The sequence below is a fragment of the Natrinema altunense genome, assembly GCF_000731985.1.
GTDB lineage: Archaea > Halobacteriota > Halobacteria > Halobacteriales > Natrialbaceae > Natrinema > Natrinema altunense.
Genome location: NZ_JNCS01000002.1, coordinates 272,751 through 286,243, shown reverse-complemented (window position 1 = coordinate 286,243; position 13,493 = coordinate 272,751). Strand labels below are relative to the sequence as shown.

General features: G+C 67.0%; 11 protein-coding genes. All 11 read right to left on the bottom strand.

From position 1 onward, the window contains the following. Nucleotide 1: 1 nt before the first annotated feature. Complete coding sequence (locus ALTAJ2_RS05630; RefSeq protein ID WP_007108267.1) at nucleotides 2–1,747, bottom strand: sodium:solute symporter family transporter; 1,746 nt, start codon at nucleotides 1,745–1,747, stop codon at nucleotides 2–4. Continuing rightward, nucleotides 1,744–2,196 carry a DUF4212 domain-containing protein gene (locus ALTAJ2_RS05625; protein ID WP_007108266.1) on the bottom strand — a complete coding sequence of 151 codons (453 nt, stop codon included), beginning with the start codon at nucleotides 2,194–2,196 and terminating at the stop codon, nucleotides 1,744–1,746. Before ALTAJ2_RS05625 ends, ALTAJ2_RS05630 begins: the two co-directional genes overlap by 4 nt. 69 nt (nucleotides 2,197–2,265) lie before the next feature. Beyond that, nucleotides 2,266–4,245 carry an acetate--CoA ligase gene (gene acs, locus ALTAJ2_RS05620; RefSeq protein ID WP_007108265.1) on the bottom strand — a complete coding sequence of 660 codons (1,980 nt, stop codon included), beginning with the start codon at nucleotides 4,243–4,245 and terminating at the stop codon, nucleotides 2,266–2,268. 267 nt (nucleotides 4,246–4,512) lie between these two features. After that, nucleotides 4,513–6,726 carry a bacterio-opsin activator domain-containing protein gene (locus ALTAJ2_RS05615; RefSeq protein WP_007108264.1) on the bottom strand — a complete coding sequence of 738 codons (2,214 nt, stop codon included), beginning with the start codon at nucleotides 6,724–6,726 and terminating at the stop codon, nucleotides 4,513–4,515. A 133-nt stretch (nucleotides 6,727–6,859) separates the two neighbouring features. Further along, nucleotides 6,860–8,860: an acetate--CoA ligase gene (acs, locus tag ALTAJ2_RS05610; protein WP_007108263.1), complete on the bottom strand. Its 2,001-nt coding sequence runs from the start codon at nucleotides 8,858–8,860 to the stop codon at nucleotides 6,860–6,862. A gap of 102 nt (nucleotides 8,861–8,962) precedes the next feature. Beyond that, nucleotides 8,963–9,463: a universal stress protein gene (locus tag ALTAJ2_RS05605; protein ID WP_007108262.1), complete on the bottom strand. Its 501-nt coding sequence runs from the start codon at nucleotides 9,461–9,463 to the stop codon at nucleotides 8,963–8,965. Nucleotides 9,464–9,513: 50 nt separating this feature from the next. Next, nucleotides 9,514–9,936 carry a universal stress protein gene (locus ALTAJ2_RS05600; protein WP_007108261.1) on the bottom strand — a complete coding sequence of 141 codons (423 nt, stop codon included), beginning with the start codon at nucleotides 9,934–9,936 and terminating at the stop codon, nucleotides 9,514–9,516. A 79-nt stretch (nucleotides 9,937–10,015) separates the two neighbouring features. Further along, nucleotides 10,016–10,798 (bottom strand): TOBE domain-containing protein, encoded by a 783-nt coding sequence (locus ALTAJ2_RS05595; protein ID WP_007108260.1) that lies wholly within the window; start codon nucleotides 10,796–10,798, stop codon nucleotides 10,016–10,018. A 63-nt stretch (nucleotides 10,799–10,861) separates the two neighbouring features. Continuing rightward, nucleotides 10,862–11,665 (bottom strand): ABC transporter ATP-binding protein, encoded by an 804-nt coding sequence (locus ALTAJ2_RS05590; protein WP_007108259.1) that lies wholly within the window; start codon nucleotides 11,663–11,665, stop codon nucleotides 10,862–10,864. A 49-nt stretch (nucleotides 11,666–11,714) separates the two neighbouring features. Beyond that, nucleotides 11,715–12,386 carry an ABC transporter permease gene (locus ALTAJ2_RS05585; protein ID WP_007108258.1) on the bottom strand — a complete coding sequence of 224 codons (672 nt, stop codon included), beginning with the start codon at nucleotides 12,384–12,386 and terminating at the stop codon, nucleotides 11,715–11,717. 36 nt (nucleotides 12,387–12,422) lie between these two features. Next, a complete protein-coding gene (locus tag ALTAJ2_RS05580) occupies nucleotides 12,423–13,340 on the bottom strand; it encodes a substrate-binding domain-containing protein (protein ID WP_007108257.1) in 918 nt (305 codons plus the stop codon). Nucleotides 13,341–13,493 lie beyond the last annotated feature (153 nt).

The following is a 13,493-nucleotide window of genomic DNA, read 5'->3' as shown; positions in this document are numbered from 1 at the left end:
GTTAGTCGTCCGCAGGTGCGCTTCCGTCTCGGTTCTTCTCGGCGACGATGTCCGCCGCAGTCTTATCACTTGGCATCGGATCGGGACTGTGACACTGTCGGACCATCTGTTTGGTCCGCAGCGGCGGCTCGGTGGTCACGAGCGAGACGGCGATCGTCACCGCGAACACGATCGGCGTGCCGACGAGCGCCGAGCCGATAGCCGGCATCCACGTCGAGATGACCTCGATGCCAAGTCCCGCGCCACCGTTGACGAGGCCGAAGTTCCCCTCGTTGATCATGGGAACGAACCAGACGACCAGGCCGGTCACCATGCCGCTGAGCGCACCCGGGCGGTTCGTGTTCTCCCACCAGAGCCCGAGGAAGAACATCGGGAACAGCACGATGGCTGCAAGCGAGAAGGCGAACCCGACCAGGGCCGCGATCGGCTGCTGGGGGTTCAGCGCGAAGACGATCGTGAGCGCGCCGATCAGGATGATGCTCAGACGCCCGACGAGAACCTGCTGGCGCTGCGTCGCGTCCTCGTTGATGATGTTCGCGTAGATGTCGTGGGAGATCGCGGACGAGGCGGCGATGAACAGCCCGGCCGTCGTCGCGACGGCCGCGGCGATACCGCCGGCCGCGACGAACCCGACGAACCACGACGGTAAGTCGGCGAGCTGTGCGGCCAACACGACGAGCACGTCGCCGGCGGCACTGGTCATACCCGGGTCCCCGTACACGGCACCGATCTCGTCGCCGTACAGTGCAGTTCCGATCGCGGCGAAGGCGGGCGCGCTCAGGTACAGCAGCGAGATGAAGAACAGCCCCCAGGTACACGACCAGCGGGCCACGCGTTCGTTTTTGACGGTGTAGAACCTAACCAGCACGTGGGGCAGGCCACACGTCCCGAAGACCAGACTGAAACACGTCGCGACCCACAGGTAGTAGCTCCCGCCCGCAAACGGGGCCGAGAACTGCGTCCCGAGGCTGTCGATCATCATCCCGTACTCGAGTTGAGGCAACACGGTCGTGTACCCCGCGGACCAGCCCGTGACGACCAGTCCGAGCAGGAACGCGACGATGAGGATGACGTACTGGAGGACCATGTTCTTCGTCGCGCCGAGCATCCCCGACAGCGAGAGGTAGCCGACGGTGATGACCATGAAGACCACCATCATCGTCTGGTACGCGGTCAGCAAGCCACCGGTGAGCGCCGACCAGTCACCGAGGATGTACAGCCCGACGAGCCCCATCCCGCGAGCCTGTCCGAGTGCGTAGACGAACCCGATCAGGAACGTGGTGACCGCCGCGAGGGCGCGTGCGGTGTCGGAATTAAACCGGTCGCCGACGAAGTCCGGCGCGGTGTACTTTCCGAACCGGCGCATCTGGGCGGCCATGAAGATGAGCAGGATGAAGTAGCCGGTCGTCCAGCCGATGACGTACGCCAGCCCGTAGACGCCCGAGATGGCGACGGTCGCTGCCACACCGAGGTACGTCGCGGCCGACATCCAGTTGGCACCGATTGCCATTCCGTTCTCGAGGTTCCCGATCGACCGGCCCGCCACCCACATGTCGTCCGTGTCGGCGACCTTGAACATGAAGCCGGCCACGATGAACAACAGCATCATGCCGATGACGATGATCGACGGAAGGAGTTTGAACGAGACGTTCAGATTCTCCGGGAGTAATTCGGAACCCGCCTGCAGCGGCATCGATTCCGCCGCATCGATCGCGAGATTTGCCGTGAGTGGGGTAGCGTCGATCATTCGTCGATACCCCCGTCAGTCGCGGCCGCGTCGTCCGGGACGGTGTCGGTCGTCTCCGGTTCGCCAACGCCCTGTTCGATACCGTACTTCTCGTCGATCTGATCGCGCTTCCGTGCGTACCACACCGAGAGGACGAGCGCCGCCCCCGGCCCGACGATGGCGAGCAGGAAGTAGTGTAACGGGAACCCGATCAACGGCATCGACTGCGTCATCAGATCGGGTGCGAGACGCGTCGCCGTGATCGGTGCGAACGTCGTTAGAACCCAGATCCCGAAACCGATCCAGATGATCCGTAAGTGATCCCGCATGAACGGGGTCGCCGGCTTGAGTAGGTTGATCTCGACGTTCATGTAGTCGATCTGTTGTTCGCGCTCAACGTCGCTTATCCCGCCGTCGGTCGCGACGTCGCGGGTACCGTCCGTCGTATCGTGGTTGGGTTTGTCTGACATGGGTGCGTCAATCGTCCGTCGGTTAGCGTGTTGTTTCGAGTCGGAAAACGGCAGTTCCGATCGGCGGTCTCAGTCCGTTTCGACCTGTGCTGCGATGTCGTCGACGACATCGGGATTGCGCAGCGTCGAGGTGTTCCCGAGTTCGTTCCCGCTCGCGATGTCCTCTAACAACCGGCGCATGATCTTGCCCGACCGCGTCTTGGGCAGTTCGTGCGTGAAGACGATCTCTTCGGGCTTGGCGATCGGCCCGATGGAGTCGAGGACGGCCTCCATGGCTTCCTCCTCGAGTTCGGCTTCACGGTCCTCGTAGCCGTCTTCGGGGATGGCGTAGACGTAGACCGCCTCGCCTTTGACCTCGTGGTCGCCGCCGACGACGGCGGCTTCGGCGATCCCCTCGACGCCGACGACGGCCGACTCGATCTCCATGGTGCCCAGCCGGTGGCCGGAGACGTTGATCACGTCGTCGACCCGGCCGAGGATGGTGATGTAGCCGTCGTCGTCGATCTTTGCGCCGTCCTCGGGGAAGTAGACCCACTCGTCGGTTTCCTCGTCCGAGTACTCGTCCCAGTACTCCTGAATGAACCGCTCGTCGTTGTCGTACAGCGTGCGGAGCATGCCGGGCCACGGGTTGTTGACCGTGACGTAACCGGCCTGACCGGCGTCGACTTCCTCGCCCTGCGCGTCGACGACGCGAGCGTCGATTCCCGGTAGTGGTGGCCCCGCCGAACCGGGTTTCATCGTGTTGATCCCCGGCAGCGTCGTGATCATCATTCCCCCGGTCTCGGTCTGCCACCAGGTGTCGACGATCGGACACTCCTCGTTGCCGATGTGCTTGTAGTACCACTTCCACGCCCGCGGATTGATCGGCTCCCCGACGGTGCCGAGCAAGCGCAGCGAGGAGAGGTCGTGGTTCTGCGTGTACTCCTCGCCCCACTTCATGAACGCCCGGATCGCCGTCGGCGCGGTGTAGAAGATGTCGACGCCGTTCTTCTCGACGATCTCCCACAGCCGGTCCTTGTCTGGGTAGTCGGGGGTTCCCTCGTACATCACGCTCGTCGTGCCCAACGCGAGCGGGCCGTAGACGATGTAGGAGTGGCCGGTGATCCAGCCGATGTCGGCCGAGCACCAGTAGGTGTCGTCGGCCTCGATGTCGAGGACGGCGTGGCTCGTCCAGGCGCTGTAGGCGAGGTAGCCGCCGGTGGTGTGTTTGACACCCTTGGGCTTGCCGGTCGTGCCCGACGTATACATCAGGAACAGCATGTCCTCGGCGTCCCGGGAGACCGGTTCGACCGTCGACCCCTCGTGGTCGGCGACGAGTTCGTCGTAGTCGTGTTGGTTGTCCGTGAGGTCGTGCTCGAGATCGTCGCCCAGTCTGTCGACGACGACGACATCGGAGACCGCGTGCTCGACGCCCGCGAGCCCCTCGTTGGCCTTCGAGATGTGATCGAGCGCGTCGCCGCGGCGATAGTAGCCGTCGCAGGTGACCAGATACTCGCTATCGGCCGAGTTCATTCGGGTCGCCAAGGCGTCGGCCGAGAAGCCGGCGAAGACGACGCTGTGGGGCGCGCCGATCCGGGCGCAGGCGAGCATCGCGATCGGCAACTCCGGAATCATCGGCATGTACAACGTGACGATATCGTCCTCCTCGACGCCGAGGCCCCGCAGCGTCGCCGCGAAGTCCTCGACCTCGGCCAGGAGTTCGTCGTAGGTGTACGTCCGTTCCTCCCCGAGTTCGCCTTCCCACTCGATCGCCACGCTGTCGCCGCGACCCTCCGCTACGTGTCGGTCGAGACAGTTGTACGACGCGTTGAGTTCGCCGCCGGTGAACCACTCGTAGAACGGGGCGTTCCCGTCCTCGAGGACGGTATCGTACGCCTCGTCCCACGAGAGGAGGTCGGCCGCCCGCTCCCAACACTCCGGCCAGTTCTCCTCGAACTCCTCGTAGATCCCCTGCTCAGTGACGTTTGCCTGCTCGACGAACGACTCGGGCGGCTCGAAGGCCTCCTGCTCCGCGAGTCGTGCCTCGAGGTTGGCATCCTCCTGTGACATGGTACACCCACTCAATCGGGTACCCACATAGTAAAGCCGGCCTCTAGATGTGCAAAACCGACCCGGTCTTCCCCGACGGTCCCTCGCATTTATTGACTCTCGGCGGCTGTGACAGGGGGTTCGTGGGCCGGCCGATTCCCTGGTATCGGGGCGCGACGCGTCGCGGAACGACGGGTCGTGACAACCAATAGATCGGTCTGGCAAGCGAGACGTCCGGATCGGACGGACCGTCTAGAGACTTAGTACCGCTCTCGCGTGATCGGCCGCCTACTCCTCGGGATCGTCGAGGAACGTTCGGAGCAGTTCGTGTTGGCCCTTCCGCAGGTGATTGTGCAGCGTCGGGGAGGAAACGCCCATGGCGTCGGCGACTTCTTCAGCCGTGCTCTCCCGTGGCCAGTCGTAGTAGCCACCGAAGTAGGCCGCGCGAAGGGCGGCCTCCTGGCGGTCGGTCAACCGATCCTCGAGCCCTTCGCGGAACTCGCGGGCGGTCTGGACGGTCCGCTCGGTCTCGCGTTTCCCGACCAGTTCGGAGTCGGGGAACGCCGAACGGAGGCCGTCGAGGGTCGTCCTGAGGTCGGCGTCGGCCGCGCAGTCGCCGGTGATCGACGCCGACCCGCCCTCGAAGACCGCCTCGTGGACGGTCACGCCGTACTCGGTCAGCGTGACGATCGGACAGGAGCCCTCGACGACGAACTCGACGCGCCAACCGTCCTCGTCGGTCTCGATCAGCCGGCAGTCCTCGATCCCGGTGGCGGTGTCGGCGAGATCGAAAACGTCGGCCGGCGACGCTCCCTCGAGTCGAACGTAGTAGAGGTGAGTCGATTCGTCGATCGGCACCAGCGAGTCGAGTTCGAAGCGGCAGTCGAGTCGACGCGAGGTATCGACGAAAAAGGAGCGCTCGTCCCGACAGGCCACCTCGAGTTCGAGCACGCGGTCGGACAGCAGCAGGTTCCGGCGGCGGATGGCACCGATCGCGTAGCCGACTTGCCGGCCGATCGTCGCCAACCACGTGCGTTCGTCGTCCGCGAACGCATCCGCGCGCTCGGTCGCGACCGACAGCGTCCCGTAGACGGTATCACCGTACGCGAGCGCGACCCGCGCGACGGCCCCCTCGAACTGGTCGTCGCCCTCGAGCGTCGCCGTGACGTCGTCCGCGACCAGCACCGTCCCCTCCTCCGGAACGGCCTCGGCCGCCGACGTCGAGCGCTCGAGTGGCGCGGCCGGCTCGTCCGCTCGCCATTCGTCGGGGACGACGCGCTCGATCGCGTCGGGATCGATCCCGCTGGACGCGAGCCGTCCTCGCCGGTCCGCGATCGTCGCCCGGTCGATCCAGACGAACTCGTAGGCCCGGCCGTCGGCGAGCGCGTCACACGTCCGCGTCTCCACCCCCTCGTGATCCGTCGATTCGAGCAACGCCGCGGTCAGGTCCCGATGTCGCCGGGCGACGGCGTACAGTCGGTCGAGTTCGTCACGGCGCTGGCGGGCAGCCTCGAGTGTCTCGTGTGCGGCCGTCCCGTCGCGGACGAAGACGGCGAAGCCGCGGTGGCGGCCCTGATCGTCCCGGAGCGGCGAGACGACTTCGGTCGCGCGAAACCGCGACCCGTCCTCGTGGACGCGCCACCCCTCGGTTTCGCAGCCCGACTCGTCGAGCGCCGTCGAGAGCGTTCGTTCGGGAGCGCCCGATTCGACGGCCTCGTCGGTGTAGAACGCGGAGACGTGGGTGCCGACGATCTCGCCGGCCCGGTAGCCGAACAGCGCGGCCGCGCTGCGGTTCCAGCGCTCGACGTAACCGTCCGCGTCGAGACGGACGAGCGCGTACCGATCGCTGGCGGCCAACAGGAGCCGAACGACGCTGTCGTCGCTCACTGCGGGCCCCGACTGGGGCTCGCCGGATCGCGGGCCGGACGGCCCCTCCACCGCGTCGAACGCGTCGACGATTTCGGCGTCGGTGGGCTCGGGGAGGTAGGACTCGAGGGCTTCGAAACTGCGCCAGCCGCCCGCGGTTTTGACCACGCGCGGATTGACGTCGTGGTCGACCAGCGCGGTGTGGGCGAAGTACTGGCGGAGATCGCTCGTCGAAACGTCGCCGAGCGAGGGCTCGTCGAACAGCTCGCTCGCCCGATCGGCGACATCCGAGACCAGCATCTGGAGCCGACGGGGCGTGACGGTGAAAACCCGATCGTCGCTCGAGAGATCGTTGCTTCGGGCGTATCGACGGAGTTCCCGTTCGACGCGGGTCGGCAGGTACGCGGTTCGAGTGCCGCGATCGTCGGCGATCGGGATGCGGATCAAGTATCGCGGCGGATCGATCCGGACCTGCTCGATGTCGTCGATCGAGAGGCGGGTCAGTTCGGTCGGTCGAAGCCCGACATCACCGCAGAGTCGGACCACCAGCGCTTCACGGTAGGTCTCGGCCGCATCGAGCAGCGACTCGTACTCCCGCCGGGTGAGTACCGCCCCCAGAGTCCCCTCGAAGCCCATCGGATCTGATTCGGTCATTCTGGGGACGCGAACATAATTGTATCGTCTATCGCGGGCGGCTATGAGAGGGAATCGGGTAGAGCGTCGGCAGCCGGTGCGTAACCTGTTTCGCGTCCGTGAAATCCGCGAAACGCTACCGGTCCGCGTCCTCGCGATCGTCCTCGTCGCCGATCTCGGCCTGGATCTCGCCGACGATCTCGGGATTGCGAAGCGCCGAGGTGTCGCCCAGTTCCTCGCCGTTGGCGACGTCCTCGAGCAGGCGGCGCATGATCTTGCCCGACCGCGTCTTGGGGAGTTCCGGGGTGAAGATCACCGCTTCGGGTCGGGCGATCGGCCCGATCGCGGACTCGACGTTGTCGCGGATCGCCCGTCGGATCTCCCGGCCGGAGTCGTGCCCGCGCTCCGTGCTGACGTAGGCGTAGATGTCGGTCTCGCCGGTCTCGCTCGAGCGGCCGACGACGGCGGCCTCGGCGACGCCGTCGGCGTCGGCGATCGCGCTCTCGATCTCCACGGTTCCCAGCCGGTGGCCCGAGACCGAGATCACGTCGTCGACCCGCCCGAGAACGGTGATGTAGCCGTCCTCGTCGACGCGGGCCGTGTCGCCGCTGAAGTAGCGCCAGTCGTCGGACGCGGGTTCGGAAAACCGCTGCCAGTACTCCGCGACGAAGCGCTCGTCGTTGTCGTACAGCGTCCGGGCCATCCCGGGCCAGGGCCGGCCGATCGTGAGGTAGCCGGTCTCGCCGGGTGCGACGTCGTCACCGGCCTCGTCGACGACCCGGGCGTCGATCCCCGGCAGCGGCGGCCCGGCGGACCCGGGCTTCATCTCGTCGATGCCGGGGAGCGTGGAGATCGTCACCGCGCCGGTTTCGGTCTGCCACCAGGTGTCGACGACCGGGCAGTCCCCGCCGCCGATGTGTTCGCGATACCAGTTCCAGGGGCGCGGGCTGATCGGTTCGCCGACCGTCCCGAGCAGGCGCAGCGAGGACAGATCGTGGTCGTCGGGGTAGTCCGACCCCCACTTCATGAACGCGCGGATCGCCGTCGGCGCGGTGTAGAAGACGTCGACGGCGTTGCGGTCGACGATCTCCCAGAGCCGATCCCGGTCGGGATAGTCCGGCGTCCCCTCGTACATCACCGTCGTCGTCCCGAGCGCGAGGGGGCCGTAGACGATATAGGAGTGCCCGGTGATCCACCCGATGTCGGCGGCACACCAGTAGGTATCGGCGGGCTTGACGTCGAGGACGGCGTGGCTCGTCCACGCGACGTGGGCGAGGTAGCCGCCCGTCGAGTGAACGACGCCTTTCGGCTCACCGGTCGTTCCCGAGGTGTACATCAGGAACAGCATATCTTCGGCGTCCCGGGAGACCGGCGCGACGGTCTCGCCCGCGAACTCGTCGCGGAGGTCGTGGTAGTCCCACTCGTCGTCGCCGAGGACGTGGGGCAGGTCGTCGCCGAGCCGATCGACGACGACGGTTCGAACGTCCTGTTCGAGCGCGATGCGGGCGTTGTCCGCCTTGCTCTTCTGGTTGAACGCATCACCCCGTCGGTAGTAGCCGTCGCAGGTGACCAGATACTCGCTGTCGGCGGCGTCCATCCGCGTCGCGAGCGCGTCCGACGAGAGCCCGGCGAAGACGACGCTGTGGGGCGCGCCGATCCGGGCGCAAGCGAGCATCGCGATCGGCAGCTCCGGGATCATCGGCAGGTAGATCGTCACGACGTCGTCTTCCTCGACGCCGCGGTCCCGCAGAGCCGCCGCGAACTCGTTGACCTCGACGTAAAGGTCCCGGTAAGTGTAGGTTCGGCGCTCGCCCTGTTTGCCCTCCCAGCGGATCGCGGCGTGGTTCTTCCGCCCCGACTCGAGGTGCCGGTCTAGGCAGTTGTACGAGGCGTTGAGTCGTCCGTCGGCGAACCAGCGATAGAAGGGCGCGTCCCCGTCCGCGAGGACCGTCTCGTAGGGCTCGTCCCACGAGAGGAGGGCGGCCGCACGCTCCCAACAGTCCGGCCAGTTCGCCTCGAACTCGTCGTGGACGCCCGGGTCCGAGACGTTCGCCTGCTCGACGAACGACTCGGGTGGGGTGTGGGTGGTGCCGATCGACGTGGACGCGTCTCGACCCCACCCGTTCCGATCGACCATGTCTCGTCCGAACCGTGGATGGTCAGGGGAATAAACGTTCCTCCGAATCGCCGTGCAGTGGTCAGGTCGTACCCGGCCGCCCCGGGGCGGTCCTCGCGCCGATCAGAGGCCGTCCTGCGTCGAATCGATGTCGGCGATCTCCTCGGGATCGACCTCGTGTCCGGGTGCGCGAACGACGTAGACGTCGTAGCGGTGATCGCTCGCGACCGGCCCGCCGACGCTCGACTGTGGCGCGATGACCGAGCCCGCGTTCTCCGAGCCGATGAACACGACCGATGCCTCGATATCGGCGGCGACGCGTCGTATCTCGCGGACGACGTTCGTCGTCGACGTCGCGGTCGGCTCGTCCGAACTGACCCGCTCGGTCCGGACCGTCGCCTCCGGTGCGACCTCGTCGGCACGGCGCTGCATCCCCGCGGCGATCGCTTCCGTATCGAACGGCTCGCCCTGCGTGATCCAACCTCGATCCCGCGCGTAGTCGGCGTCGTCCGGAATCACCGTCAGAACGACGATCTCCTCGTCGAGTAAGTCGCCGAACGTCGACGCCCGCTCGAGCGCTCGCGTCGCCAGTTCCGACCCGTCGAAGGGAACGAGCAGTGACATACGACTACGTCACACGACAGGCGAGGTAAACGTTCGGTCCGTGACACCGGCTAGCCGACGACCAGTACCGGCCGATCCGCGGTCCGGACGACCCTGTCGACGGTACTGCCGAGCAACGCCCCCTTGAACGACGACCGGCCGCGAGAACCGAGCACGATCGCGCTCGCGTCCCGTTCGGCCGCGTACTCGAGGATTTCCTCGTGGGGGACGCCCGCTCGAACCGCCGTCTCGACGGTCACCTCGGCCGCTGTCGCAGTCGACTCGAGGGTCTCGAGCCGGGCCGCCGCGCGCTCTTCGAGGTGCCGTCGCGCCTCGTCGGGATCGACGATGCCGGTATCGTACGCGGTCCGCTCGTCGACGACGGCGATGCCGTACAACGACGCGTCGAATCGGTCCGCGAGCGCGATCGCGTGCTCGACCGCGGTCGCCGCGGCTTCGCTCCCGTCGGTCGCGACCAGAATGGAGTCGTACATGCGCGTCGATACGAGTCCCCGCGAGAAAGCGTTGGGGATCGGAACGGTGACGACCTACTGCGGTTGCGTGTGCCGTCGCTCACTCTTCGGTCCGTTCGTCCCTCGCGACGCCCCGCGCCGCCGTCGCCTTTACCGAAGCGACGATCGACCGCCCCGGCTCGAGTCCCAACGCCGCGACGCTCCGCCGCGTGACCAGCGCCACGAGGTCGCTCCCCGCGTCGCCGTCCCCGTGGCCGACGTTCCCGACGCCACTTCGATCCTCGTCGTCCCGACCAACGCCGTCGTCCCCACTGTCCCCGTCCGCGAGTTCGACGCCCACTCTCGCGACCGCGTCGCCGGTCTCGAGCCACGAGACGGTCCCCGAAAATCGGTTCCGGACGCTCGTCCCCTCGGCTCGGGGGACGTCCGTCGGCGCGTGCAAACTGACCGCGTCAGATCGGATCGTCACGGACGCAGTGGCGGCGTCGGTCGGGACGACAGCCAGCACGTCGCCGGCACCGGTTTCGACGGTCGCGAGTTCACCGTCGCGGTCGACGACCGGTCCCGTGAGCACCGTCTCGTCGACGCGGGCGACGCCTTCGTAGGCCGCGACCAGCCGATCGAATCGCGCCAGCAGGTCCCTGGCGGTCTCCGTCAAGGAGCTCCCGCCGCCGTCGGCCCCGCCCCGGGTCCGCTCGACTAACGGTCCGGCCGCCGCCTCGAGTTCGACCACGCGCTGCTGGAGGCGCGGGTACGAGCGTTCGAGGGCCGCCGCCGCGCCCGACAGCGAGCCACGGTCGTCGATCGCGCGTAACATCGCGATGTCGCTGCGGTCGACGCTCACGTCGTCGATCCGCAGGTAGGGGTCGAACTCCTTTTCCATGGGTATCGGTCGCCGGTGGGAGTCCCGCCGAGGCCGGCGGGGTTCTCGAGTCCCCCTTCGCGGTCAGACGAGAAGTTCGTTTTCATCGTACAGCAGATCGCCGCGGACGAACCGCGCGGTCCGTTCGTCCCGCGGCTCCTCGAACACCCGCTCGGGCGGGCCGATCTCGACCAGTTCGCCATCGAGCAGGAAGGCGACCCGATCCGAGATCCGCTCGGCCTGGTGCATGTCGTGGGTCGCGAGCAACACGCCGTGATCGCGGTCGCGCGCCCGCCCGATCGCCCGCTCGAGGATGGCCGTGTTCCGCGGGTCGAGATCGGACGTCGGCTCGTCGAGGACGAGCAGTTCCGGGCGGGGTGCGAGCGCACGGGCGAACGAGACCCGCTGGGCCTCCCCGCCCGACAGCGACGCCGCGTCTCGGTCCCACTCGTCCCTAAGACCGACGAGTTCGAGGGCCTCGAGCGTCCGATCGTCGACCGTCGGCGACCCGTGAATCCAGCGGGCCGTGAGCCGTTCGGCGAAGCCCCGGAGCCGGCTGGACCACGGCCGACGAATCCGCCGACCGGCGTCGACGTTGCGCGCCACCGAGGTCTCGAACAGGCTCGCCTGCTGGAAGACGACCCCGATTCGCCGCCGGAGCGCGAGGCGATCGCCTCGCGGGAGCGACCACGGCTCCGTCCCGTCACAGCGGACCGCACCGTCGGTCGGTCGCTCGAATAGGGCAGCCAGCCGCAAGAGCGTTGACTTGCCGGCCCCCGACGGGCCAATCACTGTCACGACCTCGCCCGCGCCGACGGCCAGCGAGATGTCGGTCAGAATGGGCGTCCCGTCGACGCCGTAAGACGCACGCTCGAGTTCGAAGTTCATGGCCGTCTCACCGCGGTCGTGGACGGGTCGACGGGGTGCGCTCGCACGGTCATCGCCCCCCGAGTCGCAGGACGACCCCGTTGACGAGCAACACGAGGACGAGCAACACGGCACCGAGGATCAGCGCCGTCTCGAACTCGCCTTTCCGGACCTCGAACTGGATCGCGGTCGTCAGCGTCCGGGTTTTCGAGGTCCCGTCGGCGTAGGCGATGTTGCCGCCCACGATGAGAACGGAGCCGACCTCGCTGATCGCGCGGCCGAAGCCCGCGAGAATCCCGGTGATGACGCCGTACCGAGCCTCCTTGAGCGTGATGAGAGCGACGTCCGCTCGAGTCCCGCCGATCCCGTAGGCTGCGTCTCGGACGGCGTCGTCGACGCTCTCGACCGCCGAGAGGGCGACGCCGGTGATCACCGGTGTGGCGAGCACGAGTTGCGAAATGATCATGGCCTCCGGGGTATAGATGAGGTTCAGCGTTCCCAGCGGGCCTCGGTTCGAAAGAGCGTACCAGACGAGGAGCCCGACGACGACGCTCGGAAACCCCATGCCAGTGTTGATGACGGCGGTGACGAACCGCTTTCCCCGGAAGTCCGCGAACCCGACGGCGAAGGCGATCGGGAGGCTCACGGCGGTGCTCAGCAGGACTGCGAGCAGACTGACCGTTAGCGATAGCCGGATAACGCTTCGGAGGTAGGTCGGATCGGAGAGGGCATCGATTGGCATTGGTACGTCCCCGGAGCCGGTCTGGTGGCGGCTGTGTCAGTCGTCCGCGGAGTCCGGCTGCCATCCCTCCGGCACGTACTGCTGGAAGTTCGGTTCCGCGGACAGCGCCTCGGGATAGAACAACTGTTCCCCGTTCGCCGTAAACTCCGCGATGATCTCCTGTCCCTCGGGGCTCGTAACGAAGCCGATGTAGGTCATCGCGAGCTGGTAGTTGACGTTCGAGTGGATCTCGGGGTTGACCGCCATGATCCCGTACGGGTTCGCGAGCAACGCCGGCCCGTCCTCGATCGGGCCTTGAACCAGAATCTCGAGGTCGATATCGTCCCGCGAGAGGTACGTCCCTCGATCCGCGAGCGTGTAGGCCCCGGCCTCGTTGGCGTGGGTCAGCGTCTCGCCCATCCCCTGACCGAGGCTCTGATACCACTCGCCGCCGGGTTCGTTGTCCGCGTGCTCCCAGATGACGAGCTCTTTCGTGTGCGTCCCGGATTCGTCTCCGCGAGAGACGAACGGCGCTTGCGCACTCGCGATGGCGTCGAAGGCGGCCGCCGCCCCCCCAGCGTCGCCTGCACCCGCCGGATCGTCGCTCGGGCCGACGATCACGAAATCGTTGAACATCAGGTCCCGCCGGTTGACGCCATAGCCCTCCTGCATGAACTCGTCCTCGCGCGAACGGGCGTGGACCAGAATGACGTCGGCGTTCCCGTCTCGAGCCGAGCGGATCGCGGCCCCCGTCCCTTCCGCGTTGGCCGCGACGCGCGTCCCGAAGCGCTCCTCGAACGCCGCGTTGATCTCGTCGAGCAGTCCCGTCGCTTCCGTGCTGGTCGTCGTCGCGAGCGCGAGTTCCTCCCCGGCGATCGATCCCTCACCCTCGGCGTCCGATCCGAGACAGCCCCCGACGGCCGCGGCAATCCCCGCGGCACTCGCCCCGAGTAGCGCCCTCCGTCGATATTCCATATTGGGAACAACGATGGAATACGGGCGTATAAACGTACCGTTCATCGTATCCGTTGACGGTTATGAACCGCTCTCGAGGATCCACTGCGGGCGAACGCGTAATGGAATTCAATTACCCGCCACGGCGACTACGACGTTCTAGAGGTCCCGCAT

What these genes read in the sequence shown, in the direction of transcription:
- ALTAJ2_RS05630 (WP_007108267.1), bottom strand. Translation starts at nt 1,747, where the DNA reads ATGATCGACGCTACCCCACTCACGGCAAATCTCGCGATCGATGCGGCG.
- ALTAJ2_RS05625 (WP_007108266.1), bottom strand. Translation starts at nt 2,196, where the DNA reads ATGTCAGACAAACCCAACCACGATACGACGGACGGTACCCGCGACGTC.
- acs (WP_007108265.1), bottom strand. Translation starts at nt 4,245, where the DNA reads ATGTCACAGGAGGATGCCAACCTCGAGGCACGACTCGCGGAGCAGGAG.
- ALTAJ2_RS05615 (WP_007108264.1), bottom strand. Translation starts at nt 6,726, where the DNA reads ATGGGCTTCGAGGGGACTCTGGGGGCGGTACTCACCCGGCGGGAGTAC.
- acs (WP_007108263.1), bottom strand. Translation starts at nt 8,860, where the DNA reads ATGGTCGATCGGAACGGGTGGGGTCGAGACGCGTCCACGTCGATCGGC.
- ALTAJ2_RS05605 (WP_007108262.1), bottom strand. Translation starts at nt 9,463, where the DNA reads ATGTCACTGCTCGTTCCCTTCGACGGGTCGGAACTGGCGACGCGAGCG.
- ALTAJ2_RS05600 (WP_007108261.1), bottom strand. Translation starts at nt 9,936, where the DNA reads ATGTACGACTCCATTCTGGTCGCGACCGACGGGAGCGAAGCCGCGGCG.
- ALTAJ2_RS05595 (WP_007108260.1), bottom strand. Translation starts at nt 10,798, where the DNA reads ATGGAAAAGGAGTTCGACCCCTACCTGCGGATCGACGACGTGAGCGTC.
- ALTAJ2_RS05590 (WP_007108259.1), bottom strand. Translation starts at nt 11,665, where the DNA reads ATGAACTTCGAACTCGAGCGTGCGTCTTACGGCGTCGACGGGACGCCC.
- ALTAJ2_RS05585 (WP_007108258.1), bottom strand. Translation starts at nt 12,386, where the DNA reads ATGCCAATCGATGCCCTCTCCGATCCGACCTACCTCCGAAGCGTTATC.
- ALTAJ2_RS05580 (WP_007108257.1), bottom strand. Translation starts at nt 13,340, where the DNA reads ATGGAATATCGACGGAGGGCGCTACTCGGGGCGAGTGCCGCGGGGATT.